The organism is Streptomyces sp. NPDC003016 (assembly GCF_053591455.1).
The window spans coordinates 70,249-85,447 of the sequence record NZ_JBSFTV010000020.1 but is presented as its reverse complement, the minus strand read 5'-3'; the positions used below and the strand labels follow the sequence as shown (position 1 = coordinate 85,447).

Genomic DNA, 15,199 nt, shown 5'->3' with positions numbered 1-15,199 from the left:
GCGGTCGGCACGTCAGGGCACAAGGAGGACGCAATGCGCATCATCAGCACCCGAACGCCCCACCGGGCGGTGGTCGTCGCCGTTGTCGTGGCACTCGGCGCCGGCCTGCTCGGCGGCTGTGCCGAGGACAGCGACGACCCGGACGGCGGCTCCGGCAACAGCGGGACGGACGCCGGGGGCAGGACCACGATCGAGATCGGCACCTTCGGGGTCTTCGGCTACAAGCAGGCCGGGCTCTACGACGCGTACATGAAGCTGCACCCGGAGATCCTCATCAAGGAGGACGTGACCGAGCGCGTCGACACGTACTACCCGGAACTGCTGACGCACCTCGCGGCCAACAGCGGCCTCCAGGACATCCAGGCCATAGAGGTCGGGAACATCAACGAGATCGCCACCACCCAGGCCGACAAGTTCGAGGACCTGTCCGAGGCGCCCGGCGTCGACAAGTCGAACTGGCTGGACTGGAAGTGGGCGCAGGGGACCACCAAGGACGGGCGGACCGTCGCGCTCGGCACCGACATCGGGCCCATGGGCATGTGCTACCGCAAGGACCTGTTCGAGAAGGCGGGGCTGCCGACCGACCGTGAGGCCGTCGGCAAGCTGTGGGCGGGCGACTGGCAGAAGTACGTCGACGCCGGCAAGCGGTACAAGGCGAAGGGGCCCGAGGGCACCACGTTCACCGACTCGGCGGCCGGTCTCTTCGCCGCCGTCAACAACGGCTACGCGGAGCGCTTCTACGGCGCCGACGGTGAATTGATCTACAAGGACAGCCCGGCCGTGAAGACCGCCTGGGACCTGGCGATGCAGGCCGCGACGGGCGGACTGACCGGAAAGCTGAAGCAGTTCGACAAGGCGTGGGACCAGGCGTACGCGAACGGGACCTTCGCCACCGTCTCCTGCCCGCCGTGGATGCTCGGCTACATCAAGGAGAAGGCGGGAGCGGCGGGCGAGGACAAGTGGGACGTCGCGGCGGCCCCCAAACCCGCCAACTGGGGCGGCTCGTTCATCGGCGTACCGAAGGCGGGCAGGAACAAGGCGGAGGCGGTCAAGCTCGCGGCCTGGCTGACCGCGCCCGAACAGCAGGCGAAACTCTTCGACCAGCAGGCGAGCTTCCCGTCCACCCCGCCGGCGTACGAACTGGACGCGGTCTCGGGCGCCAGGAACCCGTACTTCGGCGACGCGCCCACCGGGCGGCTCTTCGCCGAGGCGGCCAAGGGCATCCCGACGCTGGTGCTCGGCCCGAAGGACCAGCAGATCGGTACCGCTTTCGGTGACGTCGGCATCCTCCAGGTGGAGCAGCAGGGCAAGAGCCCGGAGCAGGGCTGGGAAGCGGCCCTGAAGGAGATCGACAACGCGGTGGACGGCGGCTGATGCGCCCGTACACCGACCACGCGGTGTCCCCCTCCGCGGGGGACGCGGCCGCGGACCGCCCGGAAGCGGCGCCGGCGGCGGGCGGGCGGCCGGGGGACACCGACCGCCGCCGGGCGTGGCGCAGCAGGCGCTACCGCTGGGACACGAAGTACAGCCCGTACGCCTTCGTCGCGCCCTTCTTCGTCTTCTTCGCGGCCTTCGGGGTCTTCCCCCTCCTCTATACGGGCTGGTCGTCGCTGCACCGCGTGTCGCTGTCGGCGCCGAACGACATGCGGTGGGCGGGGCTGCACAACTACACGCGGCTGCTGGAGGACGAGTTCTTCTGGAACGCGCTGCGCAACACCTTCACCATCGGCATCCTCTCGACGGTGCCGCAGCTGCTGATGGCGCTGGGCATCGCGCACCTGCTCAACTACCGGCTGCGCGCCTCGGGCTTCTTCCGGGTCGCGATCCTCACGCCGTACGCCACTTCGGTGGCCGCCGCGACACTCGTCTTCGTCCTCCTCTTCGGACGCGACTACGGGATGATCAACTGGGCGCTGGACGCGGTGGGGCTCGGGAAGGTCGACTGGCAGAGCGGGACCCTGTCGTCGCAGGTGGCGGTCTCCTCGATCGTGGTCTGGCGGTGGACGGGCTACAACGCGCTGATCTATCTGGCCGCGATGCAGGCCGTGCCGAACGATCTGTACGAGTCGGCGGCGCTGGACGGGGCGACGCGCTGGCAGCAGTTCCTCCACGTCACCATCCCCTCCCTGCGGCCGACGATCCTCTTCACGGTCGTCGTCTCGACGATCGGCGCGACGCAGCTGTTCGGCGAACCGCTGCTGTTCGGCGGGGCGGGCGGGCAGAAGGGCGGGGCGTCGCACCAGTTCCAGACGCTCGGCCTCTACCTGTACGAGCAGGGCTGGTTCAACTTCCACCTCGGCCGGGCCTCCGCGATCGCCTGGGCGATGTTCCTGATCCTGCTGATCGTCGCGGGCGTGTACCTGCTCATCGCCCGCCGCCTGAGGAGGAGCCAATGACGAAACTGACGCGTGTGCGCGCCGGCCGCCATCTGCACGGCGGCCCCCTCACCTACGCCGTGCTGACCGTCTTCACGGCCGGCTCGCTGTTCCCCCTCGTCTGGACGGCGGTCGCGGCCTCCCGCAACAGCACCCGGCTGTCGCAGACGCCGCCGCCGTTCTGGTTCGGCGGGAACCTCTTCAAGAACCTCCAGACCGCCTGGACCGACGCCAACATGGGGCTCGCCCTGCTCAACACGGCGGTGGTGGCCGGGACCGTCGCCCTGGGGACCGTCCTCTTCTCGACCCTGGCCGGCTTCGCCTTCGCCAAGCTGCGCTTCCGCTTCAAGAACCTGCTGATGCTGCTGGTGGTCGCCACGATGATGGTGCCGCCGCAGCTCAGCGTCGTACCCCTCTTCATGACCATCGCCGAGCTGGAGTGGACCGACCAGCTCCAGGCCGTCGTCCTGCCGACCCTCGTCAGCGCCTTCGGGGTCTTCTTCATGCGTCAGTACCTGGTGCAGGCGCTGCCGAGCGAGCTGATCGAGGCGGCGCGGGTGGACGGCGCGAGCAGTCTGCGGATCATCTGGCACATCGTCTTCCCGGCCGCCAGGCCCGCGATGGCGGTGCTGGGCATGCTCACCTTCGTGGCCGCCTGGAACGACTTCTTCTGGCCGGTCATCGCGTTGACCCAGGACAACCCGACCGTGCAGGTGGCGCTCGCCAACCTCGGTCAGGGGTTCGTCCCCGACCAGTCGGTCGTCATGGCCGGCGCCCTGCTCGGCACGCTGCCGCTGCTGCTGGCCTTCACGCTCTTCGGGAGGCAGATCGTGGGCGGGATCATGCAGGGCGCGGTCAAGGGCTGACGCGCGCCGACCCCACTCCGTACCGGGAGGACTTCCATGACCGAGAGCACCGAGAGCACCGAGGGCACCGAGGGCACCGAGAGCTTTCCGCCCGGCTTCCTGTGGGGCACCGCGACCGCCGCGTACCAGATCGAGGGCGCGGCACGGAAGGACGGCCGCACCCCGTCGATCTGGGACACCTTCAGCCGTACGCCGGGCAAGGTGCTCGGCGGTGACACCGGGGACGTGGCCGCCGACCACTACCACCGCATGCCCGGCGACGTACGGATGATGGCCGACCTGGGCATGGGCGCGTACCGCTTCTCGGTGTCCTGGCCGCGCGTGCAGCCGGGCGGCCGGGGCCCGGCGTGCGAGCGCGGCCTGGACTTCTACCGCGCGCTCGCCGACGAGCTGCTGGCGGCCGGGATCACGCCCAGCCTCACCCTGTACCACTGGGACCTGCCGCAAGAACTGGAAGACACTGGCGGCTGGCCGGAGCGCGACACGGCGTACCGCTTCGCGGAGTACGCGGGCCTGGTCGCCGAGGCGCTGGGCGACCGCGTCGAGCTGTGGACCACCCTCAACGAGCCGTGGTGCAGCGCCTTCCTGGGGTACGCCTCCGGGGTGCACGCCCCCGGCCGCACCGACCCGGTGGCCGCCCTGCGCGCCGCCCACCACCTGAACCTGGCGCACGGCCTGGCCGTCCAGGCGCTGCGCGCCGCGCTTGCGGCCCGCGCGCGGATCGGCGTGAGCCTCAATCCGAGCGCGGTCAGGCCGCTCACGCAGTCACCGGGGGACCTGGACGCGCGGCGCCGCATCGACGCCCTCGCGAACCGGATCTTCACGGGCCCGATGCTGGCGGGCGCGTACCCCTCCGACCTCTTCGCCGACACCGCGCACCTGACGGACTGGTCGTTCGTACGGGACGGGGACGAGGCGACGGCCGGAGCGCCGCTGGACACGCTGGGCATCAACTACTACGCCCCGGCGGTGGTTTCGGCGCCCGACGACACCGTGAAGGGCTCGGGCCGCGACGGCCACGGCGGCGGCGACCACTCCCCCTGGCCCGGCTCGGAGTCCGTCGTCTTCCACCGGCCGCCGGGCGAGCTGACCGCGATGGACTGGTCCGTCGATCCGACGGGCCTGTGCGACCTGCTGATGCGGTACGCCCGCGAGGCGCCGGGCGTGGCGCTGATGATCACGGAGAACGGCGCGGCGTACGACGACAAGCCGGCCGCCGACGGCACGGTCCACGACCCGGACCGCATCAGCTACCTGCACGGTCACCTGACGGCGGTGCGCCGGGCGATCCGGGACGGGGCGGACGTGCGCGGCTACTTCCTCTGGTCGCTGATGGACAACTTCGAGTGGGCGTACGGCTACAGCAAGCGGTTCGGCGCGGTGTACGTCGACTACGGGACGCAGGAGCGTACGCCGAAGTCGAGCGCGCGGTGGTACGGGCGGGTGGCGAGGACGGGCGTGCTGCCGCGCCCGGTGCCGGACGAGTGATCCGGCCCCCGAGCCCGGCCTCCTCCCCTCCCGCTCCCTCCCCTCCCCGATCCGACGTAGCCTGGAGAGTGGACTCGGGGTCGTTCCACTCGCCCGCCGGAGGCGGATGATCATGGCGTCACTCGTAAGCAGAAACTTCGACTCCTCGGACGAGACCCGTCCGTTCGAGGACGGCAAGGGCAGGCTCGACGTGATCACCACGGACCGGGGTCCGGTCGGCCGAGCCGTCTTCGAGCCGGGCTGGCAGTGGACCGAGCATGTCAAGCCCATCGCCGGGACCGACAGCTGCCAGGCCGCCCACGTCGGCTACGTCGTGAGCGGCCGGATGAAGATCGTCATGGACGACGGCGAGAGCATCGAGCTCGGACCCGGCGATTTCGCCTCCGTCGCACCCGGCCACGACGCCTGGGTTCTCGGCGACGAGCCGTGCGTGTTCCTCGACTGGGTCGGCTTCGGCGACTACGCCGTCCCCACGCGCACAGCCGGTCGCTGAATCCGTTCCGTGAACCGCCGCGACCCCGCCGAGGGGCGGCTGTACGCCATCCGTGTTGTCATCGAGGGAGGAGAGAACAACGTCCCGAGCGCGGGAGGAACCCCGACATCATGGCTATGAACAAGCAGCTCAAGGCTCGCGACATCATGACCGGCGGAGTGCAGTGCGTCGGTGCGCACCAGTCGCTGTTCGAGGCGTCGCAGATGATGCGCGACCTGAACGTCGGCTGTCTGCCCATCTGCGGCGACGACAACAGGATCACCGGCCTGATCACCGATCGCGACATCGTCGTGAAGTGCTGCGCCGAAGGCGTCGACCCGGCGACGGTGCAGGCCGGCACGTTGAACGGACACGTGCACTGGATCGATGCCGACGCGGACGCCGGCGAAGCCCTGGAAGTCATGGAAACACACCAGATCAAGCGTCTCCCGGTCATCGACGTCGCGGGAGGCCACCAGCTGGTCGGCATGATCACGGAGGCCAACCTCGCCAAGAACCTCAGCGACGAACAGATCGCGGAGTTCGCGACGCGGGTGTACGCCGCCACCGGCTGAACAGTCCGCACGCCCCCGGGGCCGGCCGTTCGTCAACCGCCCCGGGCACCGCCGTGCGCGGGCCGGGCCCGGGTCAGCCCTGTGGCCGAAGCGCCGACAGGCCCTTCTGAAGGTCCTCGCGGTTCATCGCCGGCTGCACCGTCACCTCCGCGCCCAGTTCGAAGAACGGCTCCGCGACGGAGGGCAGTTGTGAGCTGTCCTGCATGTCGAAGACCATGATGCAGGACCGCTTGCCCTCGGTGCCGGTGAAGTAGGCCGCCTCGGGCTTGAGCCGGTCCATCGTCGACTCCAGGAGCTGCGGAAGCGTGCCGTTCTTGAGCGCCTCCGTCGAGATCCTGGTGTCCATCACGGCTCGCAGCATGACCCTCATCGCCATCGCTCCTCACGCGGCGCACCACGGCCGGCGCAGCCCCAGCCGCGCACGTCGAAGCCCGGTGGCGTCGTCCCGCTCAGCCTCGTTACGGGTGATCGGAGCGGCAACATCTCATCGACCGTTCGAGCACCCGCGCACCCCGGCCGGGCGGGGAAGCCGGGAAGTCCGGAAGCCGGTCGAAGCCGGTCGAAGCCGCACGCCCGCGGGCTTCCTTCCCGTCACCGCCCCCGTCCCGTCACCGCCGCCCGCTTGCGCCGTCCCAACCGGTGTCCGTTCTGCTCGCCCGCCGCGCACCGGCCGTGGAGGCCGATCCAGATACGGACCTCGGTGCCGCCGAGCACCGAATGCCCGATGCGTACGTCGCCGCCCGTCGACTCCGCGACCCGCCGCACGATGTCCAGACCGAGGCCCGTGGACCCGTCCCTGCCCCCGCTGTTGCCGCGCACCAGCGCCGCCTTCGGGTCGGGGATGCCGGGCCCCGCGTCCGAGACGAGGACGATGACGGCGTCGTCGCCGTTGTGCACGTCCACCGAGAAGGCCGTGCCCACGGGGGTGTGGCGGAAGACGTTGCCGAGCAGCGCGTCGAGCGCGGCCGCCAGTTCGGGCCGGGCGACCGGGATGCGTACCGTACGGTCGACCCCCGCCAGACGCACCTTCCTGCCCTCGTCCTCCGCCAGCGCCGACCAGAAGTCCATGCGTTCGCGCACGACTTCGGACACGTCGCAGCCCGCGCCGGGCCCCGGCAGTCCCTGCCCCAGCACCTGCGCCTGCGACCGCTGTTCGCGCGCCGTACGGATGATCGTGTCGACCTCGCGTTCCAGCTGCTCGACCGCGGCCCTGGTCTGCTCGGCGGCCGGTCCCTCGCCGAGCGAGGCCGCGTTCAGGCGCAGCACCGTCAGCGGGGTCCGCAGCCGGTGTGACAGATCGGCGGCCAGTTCGCGCTCGTTGGCGAGGAGCTGGACCACCTGGTCGGCCATGGAGTTGAACGCGGCGGCGGCGGAGCGCAGTTCGGTCGGCCCCTCCTCGGGGACGCGTACGCCGAGCCTGCCCTCCCCCAGGTCGTGCGCGGCGCCCGCGAGCCGCTGGGCGGGCTGGACCATGCGCACGCCGAGCCGGTCCGCGACCGCCACCGAGCCGATGATCAGGGCGATTCCCACGCCCGCCAGGATGATCCAGGCGGTGGCCACGCCGTTGCTGACGTCGTCCTCGGGCACGAAGACCTCGACGACGGCGATCCGTCCGCTGGCGATCGCGGTCGGCTGGAGCAACGCGTAGCCGCCCGGCACCTCCGAGATGGAGGCGCGGCCGATCCGCCGCGTGGTCTCCAGGTCCTGCTGCGCCGCCCGGCGCTCGCCGATCACCAGCGGCACGCTGCCCGCCTCGTCTGCGGCCGGGACGTGCACGGCCATCCGGCCCGCGATGCCGACCTCGGTGGTCTGGACCGCCCGGTCCAGCGAGTCGCGGTCGGTGGCGATGGAGAGGGTGGGGCCGATGGTGGCGGCCCAGCGTTCGGCGTTGGAGAAGGCCCGGTCCCTGGCCATCTCCTTGACGACGAGTCCGAGCGGTACGGCGAAGGCCACCACGACCATCACGGTCACCGCCAGGCACACCTTGACCAGTGCCCACCTCATCGCGGCGGCTCCAGCTTCACGCCGACCCCGCGCAGGGTGTGCAGATAGCGGGGGCTCGCCGCGGTCTCGCCGAGCTTGCGGCGCAGCCAGGACAGGTGGACGTCGATGGTCTGGTCGTCGCCGTAGCTCTGCTGCCAGACCTCGGCGAGCAGCTCCTTGCGCGGTACGACGACTCCGGGCCGCCCCGCGAGGAACGCCAGCAGGTCGAATTCTCGGCGCGTCAGGTCCAGCCGCGCGCCGTCCAGCTCGGCCTGCCGGCGCAGCGGGTCGATGGAGAGCCCGCCGACCCGGAGCACCCGGGACGGCGGCTCGGCGCCCGCGACGGCGCGGGCGCGGCGCAGTACGGCGGCCATGCGGGCGGACAGGTGCTCGACCGAGAAGGGCTTGATGAGGTAGTCGTCGGCGCCGTCGTTGAGCAGCCGTACGATCTCCGCCTCGTCGTCGCGCGCGGTGGCGATGATCACGGGCACGTCGGTGATGCCGCGCAGCATCTTCAGCGCTTCCGACCCGTCGAGGTCGGGCAGACCGAGGTCGAGAATGACCACGTCGAAGCCGAAATGGGCGACCTCGCGCAGCGCCTCCAGTGCCGTACCGACGCTGCGCACCGTGTGGGTGGCTTCGGTCAGGTGCCGGATGAGGGCGGAACGTACGAACTGGTCGTCCTCGACCACGAGCACACTTGCCATGGGCGGCACCGTACGCCATGCGGGGGACGGAGGTCCCCCTGGGCGGGGGTGGGACGGGTGGGGCAGTATGACCCGGATGCAACGAGGATTCGTACACGCCGTGGCGTGGTCGCTCGCCACCGGCGCGGCGGTCACGCTGTCGTGGTGGGGCGTGCACACGGTGATGGCCGGTACGGCGTACGACCCTCCGCAGGCCCTCCCGGTCCCCACCGGCCCGCCCGAGCGGAGCGCCACCGCGCGGAGCGTGGAATCGCCGTCGTCCTCGTCCTCGGCGCGGCGCTCCGAAGAAGCCGAGAAGGCCACCGGGCGGCCGGAACGCTCCGCGTCGCCGCCGCTCACCCCGGCGGACCGCTCCACCCCGCCTCCGAGCCGTACGCCGAGCGGTTCCGCCGGCCCGTCCGGCGCCGGCGCCGGCTCCCCGCCACCGTCGCCGTCGCGGCCGCCGGCGGCCGCGGACAGCCAGGTGAGGAGCTACACCACCGAGGGCGGCCGGGTGACCTTCGACCTGGGGAAGACCTCCGCCAAGCTGGTTTCCGCGACGCCGGCGACGGGCTGGTCGATGCAGGTCTGGAAGGATCCGTCCTGGATCCGGGTGGAGTTCACCGCGGGCGCGGCCGCGGTATCGGTCTTCTGCACCTGGCACGACCACGAGCCGACGGTCGAGATCGTGAAGTCCTGACCGGAGTCACGTGCCGCCGTCACATACCGCGCTCACGTGCCGGAGTCAGGTGAAGGCGGACGCCGGCGGCTCCGGCGAGGGCCGGGCGCTCGCATCGGTGACGACGGCCGCGCCACCCGTGAAGTCGGCCAGTTCCCGGCCGTGTTCCACCCGCCCCGGGTGCGGGTCGGTCGCGGTGCGGCGGGTCCACTCGGCGATGGGCAGCGTACGGTCCGACGCCAGCAGCACCGCGTTGCCGAAGCGCCGCCCGCGCAGCACGGCCGGATCGGCGGCGAGGGCGAGCTCGGGCCAGACGGCGGCGGCGGTGGCGATCTGGCCGCGCAGGTACGCGAGGGGCGGGCCGTCGGCGAGGTTGGCGGCGTAGAAGCCCCCGGGCCTCAGCACTCTGCGTACGTCGGCGAGGAATTCGGTGCTGGTGAGGTGCCCGGGCGTACGGGCTCCGCTGAACACGTCCGCGATCACCAGGTCCGCCCAGCCGTCCGCGGCCTTGCCGAGCCCGGCGCGGGCGTCGAGGGAGCGGACGCGGATACGGGCCTGGGCGTCCAGCGGTACCACCCTGCGCACCAGGTGGACGAGCGCCGCGTCCACCTCGACGATCTGCTGGGTGGAGCGGGGCCGGGTGGCGGCGACGTAACGGGCCAGGGTGAAGGCGCCGCCGCCCAGGTGCAGGACGTGGACGGGCTGTCCCGGCGGGGCGGTGAGATCGGCGATGTGGCCGAGTCTGCGCTGGTACGCGAAGTCGAGGTGGGACGGGTCGTCGAGGTCCACGTGGGACTGCGGGGCGCCGTCGATGAGGAGGGTCCAGCCGCGCGGCCGGTCCCGGTCGGGTATCAGTTCGGCGAGTCCGCCGTCGACGTGCTCGACGACAGGCTCGGGGGCGGCGCGCTCGCGCCGTCTGCTGTTCTTTGCCACACAGCCAGTATCGGTTCGATCCGCTCAGCGGACCCGGTCGGCCGCCTCGATCAGCCGGGCCGCCTCGCCGAGGGCCGCCCTGAGCACCGCCGGGTCGGTGAGCGGTCCCGTGTCGGTGGGCGGCAGCAGCCAGCCGGTGCCGCTGACGGGCGGCTCGGGAACCACGGGCCGCGCGTCGGCCCCGATGTCGCCGGTCGGGCCCGCCGGGAGGCTCAGGCCGCGCCCGGCCGTCTGCGTACAGGCGCTGCCCGGCATGTCCCAGCCGTCGGCGGTGCCGGGGGGTACCAGGAAGCCGAGGGTGGCGCAGGGGCCGTCGTGCAGCACGGGGCCGACGGCGGGGGCGGAGGCGCGGCGGATGATGTCCACCGCTTCGAGGCCCTGCCGCACCGGGACCGTCACCAGGTCGCACGGCTCGACGCCAGGGACACAGGAGGTTCCTCCCGCCGCCGGCGGACCGGCGCTGAAGTCCTGGGTGGGCCTGTGCTGAGCCGTCGTCCTTGAGCCGCTGATCTTCACGCCGGCCTCCAACAAGGGAACCCTCCTCGCTCGAACGGGAACCGCGCTCCCGCTCCTCATTCTTCAACGCGCCGAAGCGTCAACGGCTACGGTGCCGCGCCGCCGCAAAGGATGGCAGTTCATGGCAGATCGTGGGTGAGATATCCCGTTTGCAGCGAAACACCGTGTGTTCAAGTCGTCACAGCGGGTACGTTTTTGCTCCGCTGGAGCACGCGAACCCTGCGGGAGGTCTTGGCCATGCCGAACAACGACTTCCGCCGCCTGCGAGGGTCCCGCTCACCGGCCGAATTCGCCGCCGCCGTCCGCAGGGCGGCACGTGAGATCGGTGAACAGGTCGCGTGCGACGCGCGCTACATCGGGCGCGTCGAAGCCGGCGAGATCCGATGTCCCAACTACGCGTACGAACGCGTCTTCCTGTACATGTTCCCCGGCCTGACGCTGGCGGACCTGGGCTTCTCGGCCCGCGAAACGGTACGTGGCAGGGGAGCGCGCACCACCACGACCCACAGCGACAGCGACGAGGAGAGCGACGTGCTGCGTCGCGCGTTCATGACGAGCGGCACCACCACCGTGGCGGCCGTGTCCCTGGGACTCGGCACCGCGCCGAGCGCCTCCGGTGCGGCCGACGCCCTCGGTGTGTCCGGTACGTCCGGTCCGCCGGCCGTAGCGCACCGCCGGCTCGGTGAGGCCGAGGTCAAGGCCGTGGAGGACGCGGTGCGGCAGATCCGGCTGCTCGACGACCGGCACGGCGCCGACGGCCTCTACAAGCGGGCCGCGCAGCCGCTCCGGACCGCCTACGCCCTGCTCGAGGCGAGCACGACGTCCCGCAGGTCGATGGCCGACCGGCTGCACGCCGGCGCCGGTGAACTCGCGCTCTCCGTGGGCTGGCTCGCGCACGACTCGGGCCGCTTCGACGACGCCCGCTCGCACTACGCGGAAGCACTCGCGACGGCCCGGGTGGCCGGCGATCCCGCGTTGGAGGCCCACGCGTTCAGCAACTCGGCGTTCCTCGCCCGGGACACGGGCCGGCCGCGCGAGGCGGTCCGGGCCGCCCAGGCGGGACAGCGCGCGGCGCAGCACGTGGCCTCGCCGCGGCTGCTCTCGCTGCTCACCCTGCGCGAGGCGGGCGGCTGGGCGGGGCTCGGTGACCGTACGGGCTGCGAGCAGGCGCTCGGCCGCGCCAAGTCCCTCTTCGAACGCGGTACGGCACAGGCCGATCCCGAGTGGATGAGCTTCTTCGGCGAGGCGGAGCTGGAGGGGCTGGAGGCCCAGTGCTGGTCGGCCCTGGGCGACTGGTCGCGCGCGGCCCGGCACGCCCGGCGCGCGGCGGCCCTCCAGGACCCCCACTTCACCCGGAACCTGGCCCTCTACAGCGCCGAGCTCGCCGACGACCTGGCCCGCGCCGGGGCGCCGGACGAGGCGGCCGCGGTGGGGCAGGGCGTACTGGATCTCCTGGAAGAGGTCCAGTCGTCCCGTATCCAGACGATGCTCACCGCGACGACCCGCGTCCTGCTGCCGCACCGCCGCTCGCCGTCGGTGGCTCCGTTCCTGTCCCGGCACGCGAGCGCGGGGGCGTCGCGCGGCGTCTGAACCTCCACGCCCGAATCCCCCCGGCCGGTCGGCCGGGGGCCGGCCGGCCGGTCAGGTGGTCAGGTGGTCAGGTGGTCAGGTGGCCGGTGTCGTTCCAGCGCTCGATCGCCGGGTCGCCGTACGCCCAGCCGAGGACCGACAGGGACGTCGGGTCCAGCCGGATGCGGGCGCCGAACGAGACGTCCAGGCCGAGCCAGCGGGCGCCCAGCGCGCGCAGGACGTGGCCGTGCGCGAAGACCAGCACGTCGCGGTCGGCCGAGCGCGCCCAGGCGACGACCTCGTCCACACGGCCGGAGAGCTCCGCGAGCGTCTCGCCGTCCGGCACCCCGTCGCGCCAGATGACCCAGTCGGGCCGCCCCTTCTGGATCTCGGGGGTCGTCATGCCCTCGTACGCCCCGTAGTCCCACTCCATCAGCGCGTCCCACTCCTGCGCACGGTCGCCGAACCCGGCGATCGCGCAGGTCTCACTGGCCCGCAGGAGCGGGCTGGTGCGCACCTCGGCGTCCGGCAGGCCGTCGAGCGGCGCCCGGTTCAGACGCTCGCCGAGCAGCTTCGCGCCGCGGCGGCCCTCGTCGAGCAGAGGGATGTCGGTCCTGCCGGTGTGCTTGCCGGACAGCGACCATTCGGTCTGTCCGTGCCGGGCCAGCAGGATGCGCGGTGCCATGACGGTGTCTCCCTGACGGTGCGAAGAACGGATGATACGGACGGAAAGGGCCGCCCGCACCATCATCGCGCACCCTGCCGAGGGGCAACCTCCCGGGCGATCGCGACGTCCCTGTACTCGCGTACCCGGTGCGCGCACATGTTCTCGTACACCGTACGGTTGAAAGGGTGGCCAGACAGCCCGTAGGCCGCACATACAGACAAATGGAGAGCGTTCGGATGCAGGACACCGCGCCCCGCAGAAGGCCACGCTGGTGGACCGAGCTGCTGCTGATCGTGGTCGTCTACGCGGCGTACACCGGTGGCCGGCTGTTCGTACGCGGCGACGAGGCGACGGCCGTCACCCACGGCCTGGCGATCCTGCGTCTCGAAAAGCTCCTGCACCTCAACGCCGAGCACCCTCTCAACCGGCTCTTCACCGAGCACGCCTGGCTCGGCATACCCGCCGACTTCGCCTACGCGTCGCTGCACTACCTCGTCACCCCGGCGATCCTCGTCCGGCTCTTCAGGCGGCGCACCGCCCACTACCGGGCCGCGCGCACCTGGCTGATGCTCTCGACCCTGCTCGGCCTGGTCGGCTTCACGCTGATGCCGACCTGCCCGCCCCGCCTCCTCGACGCGGGGCACGGCTTCGTCGACACGATGGCGCAGTACAGCGTGTACGGCTGGTGGAGCGGCGCGGCGAGCGCGCCGCGCGGGCTCGGCTCGATGACCAACCAGTACGCGGCGATGCCGAGCCTGCATGTCGGATGGTCGCTGTGGTGCGGGGTGATGCTGTGGCGGCACGGCCGTACGCCGCTGATGAGGTTCCTCGGTGCCGCGTATCCGCTGCTGACCACTTTCGTGGTGATGGGGACGGCCAACCACTACTTTCTCGACGCGGTCGCGGGCGCTGCCGTGATGAGCCTCGGACTGGCTCTGACCAGGCCGTTCATGCGTCTGGCCGACCAGGTGCGGGACCGGTTCGCACCGGTGGCGGACGCCGTGGAGTCCACCGTTTCCGGTGGCGTTGTCAGTGGCGGATGCGAGACTTCCGCGGGTGAGCGAATTCCTGGGCAGCGGACACGAACTGACACCTCCGCAGGTACCCCCGCAGGGGACGGCGCCGAAACCGGCGACGGCACTGCGGCAGCGCCTCGCTGAGCTGCGCGGCCCGTCCGTCCCGCCACTGCCCCTGGACGCGCGCGCGTTGGCGGCGCTCGCCGCCAACCCGGGCTGCGAGCGGCGCGCGCTGCTCGACGGCGCGGGGGTGAACAAGACCGCGCTCGCCGCGGCGCTCGGCTCCCCGTCGGGGTTCGGGCAGTCGCAGTTCGCCTTCATGCGGGGCAACGCGTTCGAGGCCCGGGTCAAGGCCGACGGCGGCACGGAGCTGATGCGGCTGCTGTACGAGCGCATCGGCGCCGGCTGCGAGCCCCCCGCCCCCGGCGGGACCCGTGTGCCCGACCTGGCGGCGGCCGGTCCCGAGGGCCGGGCCGCGCGGACGGCGCTGGCCCTGCGCGAGGCCACGGCGGCGGGAGCCTGGACGCTGCTCGACCACCCGCTGCTGGCCCTGGAGGTGGCGGGTTCGCCCGCGTACCTGGAACCGGACGCGGTGGTGGTCCACCCCGACGGGCACTGGACCGTCGTGGAGATCAAGTCCTTCCCGGTGATCGACGGCTCGGCTGACGCGGCGAAGGTGGGCGCGGCCGCCCGCCAGGCCGCGGTGTACGTCCTGGCGCTGGAGCGGGTCGCGGCGAAGGTGGCGGGCGCGCGGGTGCGCCACTCGGTGCTGCTGGTCTGCCCCAAGGACTTCTCCAACCTGCCGGCGGCGTCGGCCGTCGACGTACGCAAGCAGCGGTCGGTGACCCGGCGCCAGCTGGAGCGGCTGACCCGCGTCGAGGACCTCGCCGCCGCGCTCCCCGAGGGCACGACCTTCGACGTGGACCAGCCGGTGGAGAAGCTGGCGGCGGCCGTCGGATCGGTCGGCGCGGCGTACGCCCCGGAGTGCCTGGCCGCGTGCGAGCTGGCCTTCCACTGCCGCGAGAAGGCGCGCGCGGCGGGCACGGTGGAGACGCTGGGCCGCAGCGTGCGCGGTGAGCTCGGCGGCCTGACGACGATCGGCGAGGTCCTGGCCGCGGCGGAGGGGACGGCGGGGGATCCGGCCGATCCGACGGTGGCGGCCCTGCGCCGGGCGGCGGCGCTGCGGTCCGAGGCGCTGGCCGGGGCGGCGGCCCGATGCTGACGCCGCCGGGCCGTGTCCGGCGGGTGCTCTCCCTCGCCCGCCCTTCCCCGGCTGCGCCCTGTGCGGCTCCGCCGCGTGGGAGCTGCGCCCCGGACCCCGGACCCCGGTCGCCGAAGCCGAAGAGGCCGAGAAGCTGCCGCGTGCGGCGGCTT

General features: G+C 72.2%; 16 protein-coding genes. 10 read left to right on the top strand and 6 right to left on the bottom strand.

Annotated features, from left to right (window positions below; genetic code table 11):
* Positions 1 to 33 precede the first annotated feature (33 nt).
* From ACWDZ4_RS19055 to ACWDZ4_RS19030, 6 genes are all read left to right on the top strand, one after another.
* Positions 34 to 1,374: an ABC transporter substrate-binding protein gene (locus ACWDZ4_RS19055; protein ID WP_451509552.1), complete on the top strand. Its 1,341-nt coding sequence runs from the start codon at positions 34 to 36 to the stop codon at positions 1,372 to 1,374.
* On the top strand, positions 1,374 to 2,396 hold the full coding sequence (locus tag ACWDZ4_RS19050) for a carbohydrate ABC transporter permease (protein WP_451509551.1): 1,023 nt from the start codon (positions 1,374 to 1,376) through the stop codon (positions 2,394 to 2,396). The genes ACWDZ4_RS19055 and ACWDZ4_RS19050 overlap by 1 nt, the downstream gene beginning before the upstream one ends.
* A complete protein-coding gene (locus ACWDZ4_RS19045) occupies positions 2,393 to 3,241 on the top strand; it encodes a carbohydrate ABC transporter permease (protein WP_451509550.1) in 849 nt (282 codons plus the stop codon). The genes ACWDZ4_RS19050 and ACWDZ4_RS19045 overlap by 4 nt, the downstream gene beginning before the upstream one ends.
* Before the next feature lie 36 nt (positions 3,242 to 3,277).
* A complete protein-coding gene (locus tag ACWDZ4_RS19040) occupies positions 3,278 to 4,729 on the top strand; it encodes a GH1 family beta-glucosidase (RefSeq protein ID WP_451509549.1) in 1,452 nt (483 codons plus the stop codon).
* A 112-nt stretch (positions 4,730 to 4,841) separates the two neighbouring features.
* Positions 4,842 to 5,222, top strand: a complete 381-nt coding sequence (locus tag ACWDZ4_RS19035; protein WP_451509548.1) for a cupin domain-containing protein — start codon at positions 4,842 to 4,844, stop codon at positions 5,220 to 5,222.
* Positions 5,223 to 5,338: 116 nt separating this feature from the next.
* Positions 5,339 to 5,776, top strand: a complete 438-nt coding sequence (locus ACWDZ4_RS19030) for a CBS domain-containing protein (RefSeq protein ID WP_451509597.1) — start codon at positions 5,339 to 5,341, stop codon at positions 5,774 to 5,776.
* A 73-nt stretch (positions 5,777 to 5,849) separates the two neighbouring features.
* Here the strand turns inward: ACWDZ4_RS19030 and ACWDZ4_RS19025 are convergent, their stop codons facing one another.
* The 3 genes from ACWDZ4_RS19025 to ACWDZ4_RS19015 form a co-directional block, all read right to left on the bottom strand.
* Positions 5,850 to 6,146 (bottom strand): DUF3303 family protein, encoded by a 297-nt coding sequence (locus ACWDZ4_RS19025; RefSeq protein WP_451509547.1) that lies wholly within the window; start codon positions 6,144 to 6,146, stop codon positions 5,850 to 5,852.
* 221 nt (positions 6,147 to 6,367) lie between these two features.
* A complete protein-coding gene (locus ACWDZ4_RS19020; RefSeq protein ID WP_451509546.1) occupies positions 6,368 to 7,780 on the bottom strand; it encodes a sensor histidine kinase in 1,413 nt (470 codons plus the stop codon).
* Entirely contained in the window at positions 7,777 to 8,466 is a 690-nt protein-coding gene (locus ACWDZ4_RS19015) for a response regulator transcription factor (RefSeq protein WP_451509545.1), read from the bottom strand. Before ACWDZ4_RS19015 ends, ACWDZ4_RS19020 begins: the two co-directional genes overlap by 4 nt.
* A gap of 76 nt (positions 8,467 to 8,542) precedes the next feature.
* Here ACWDZ4_RS19015 and ACWDZ4_RS19010 point away from each other — a divergent pair, with 76 nt between their 5' ends.
* Complete coding sequence (locus tag ACWDZ4_RS19010) at positions 8,543 to 9,145, top strand: hypothetical protein (RefSeq protein ID WP_451509544.1); 603 nt, start codon at positions 8,543 to 8,545, stop codon at positions 9,143 to 9,145.
* Positions 9,146 to 9,190: 45 nt separating this feature from the next.
* Here the strand turns inward: ACWDZ4_RS19010 and ACWDZ4_RS19005 are convergent, their stop codons facing one another.
* Positions 9,191 to 10,057 carry a spermidine synthase gene (locus ACWDZ4_RS19005; protein ID WP_451509543.1) on the bottom strand — a complete coding sequence of 289 codons (867 nt, stop codon included), beginning with the start codon at positions 10,055 to 10,057 and terminating at the stop codon, positions 9,191 to 9,193.
* 24 nt (positions 10,058 to 10,081) lie between these two features.
* On the bottom strand, positions 10,082 to 10,585 hold the full coding sequence (locus tag ACWDZ4_RS19000; protein ID WP_451509596.1) for a hypothetical protein: 504 nt from the start codon (positions 10,583 to 10,585) through the stop codon (positions 10,082 to 10,084).
* A gap of 225 nt (positions 10,586 to 10,810) precedes the next feature.
* Between ACWDZ4_RS19000 and ACWDZ4_RS18995 the strand changes: the two genes are divergently transcribed.
* Positions 10,811 to 12,163 carry a hypothetical protein gene (locus ACWDZ4_RS18995; RefSeq protein ID WP_451509542.1) on the top strand — a complete coding sequence of 451 codons (1,353 nt, stop codon included), beginning with the start codon at positions 10,811 to 10,813 and terminating at the stop codon, positions 12,161 to 12,163.
* A 67-nt stretch (positions 12,164 to 12,230) separates the two neighbouring features.
* On the opposite strand, the gene ACWDZ4_RS18990 is transcribed toward ACWDZ4_RS18995, so the two are convergent.
* The gene (locus ACWDZ4_RS18990) at positions 12,231 to 12,827 is read right to left on the bottom strand and encodes a histidine phosphatase family protein (RefSeq protein ID WP_451509541.1); all 597 of its coding nucleotides are present in this window, start codon (positions 12,825 to 12,827) and stop codon (positions 12,231 to 12,233) included.
* A 218-nt stretch (positions 12,828 to 13,045) separates the two neighbouring features.
* On the opposite strand from ACWDZ4_RS18990, the gene ACWDZ4_RS18985 reads away from it, so the two are divergent.
* Positions 13,046 to 13,969 (top strand): phosphatase PAP2 family protein, encoded by a 924-nt coding sequence (locus ACWDZ4_RS18985; RefSeq protein ID WP_451509540.1) that lies wholly within the window; start codon positions 13,046 to 13,048, stop codon positions 13,967 to 13,969.
* Positions 13,866 to 15,047, top strand: a complete 1,182-nt coding sequence (locus ACWDZ4_RS18980) for a hypothetical protein (RefSeq protein WP_451509539.1) — start codon at positions 13,866 to 13,868, stop codon at positions 15,045 to 15,047. Before ACWDZ4_RS18985 ends, ACWDZ4_RS18980 begins: the two co-directional genes overlap by 104 nt.
* Positions 15,048 to 15,199 lie beyond the last annotated feature (152 nt).

Bases quoted from the DNA above. Each gene is read 5' to 3' on its own strand.
- ACWDZ4_RS19030 (WP_451509597.1), top strand. From the start codon at position 5,339: ATGAACAAGCAGCTCAAGGCTCGCGACATCATGACCGGCGGAGTGCAG.
- ACWDZ4_RS19010 (WP_451509544.1), top strand. From the start codon at position 8,543: ATGCAACGAGGATTCGTACACGCCGTGGCGTGGTCGCTCGCCACCGGC.
- ACWDZ4_RS19050 (WP_451509551.1), top strand. From the start codon at position 1,374: ATGCGCCCGTACACCGACCACGCGGTGTCCCCCTCCGCGGGGGACGCG.
- ACWDZ4_RS19040 (WP_451509549.1), top strand. From the start codon at position 3,278: ATGACCGAGAGCACCGAGAGCACCGAGGGCACCGAGGGCACCGAGAGC.
- ACWDZ4_RS18995 (WP_451509542.1), top strand. From the start codon at position 10,811: ATGCCGAACAACGACTTCCGCCGCCTGCGAGGGTCCCGCTCACCGGCC.
- ACWDZ4_RS19055 (WP_451509552.1), top strand. From the start codon at position 34: ATGCGCATCATCAGCACCCGAACGCCCCACCGGGCGGTGGTCGTCGCC.
- ACWDZ4_RS19015 (WP_451509545.1), bottom strand. From the start codon at position 8,466: ATGGCAAGTGTGCTCGTGGTCGAGGACGACCAGTTCGTACGTTCCGCC.
- ACWDZ4_RS19035 (WP_451509548.1), top strand. From the start codon at position 4,842: ATGGCGTCACTCGTAAGCAGAAACTTCGACTCCTCGGACGAGACCCGT.
- ACWDZ4_RS18985 (WP_451509540.1), top strand. From the start codon at position 13,046: ATGCAGGACACCGCGCCCCGCAGAAGGCCACGCTGGTGGACCGAGCTG.
- ACWDZ4_RS18990 (WP_451509541.1), bottom strand. From the start codon at position 12,827: ATGGCACCGCGCATCCTGCTGGCCCGGCACGGACAGACCGAATGGTCG.
- ACWDZ4_RS19025 (WP_451509547.1), bottom strand. From the start codon at position 6,146: ATGAGGGTCATGCTGCGAGCCGTGATGGACACCAGGATCTCGACGGAG.
- ACWDZ4_RS19045 (WP_451509550.1), top strand. From the start codon at position 2,393: ATGACGAAACTGACGCGTGTGCGCGCCGGCCGCCATCTGCACGGCGGC.
- ACWDZ4_RS19020 (WP_451509546.1), bottom strand. From the start codon at position 7,780: ATGAGGTGGGCACTGGTCAAGGTGTGCCTGGCGGTGACCGTGATGGTC.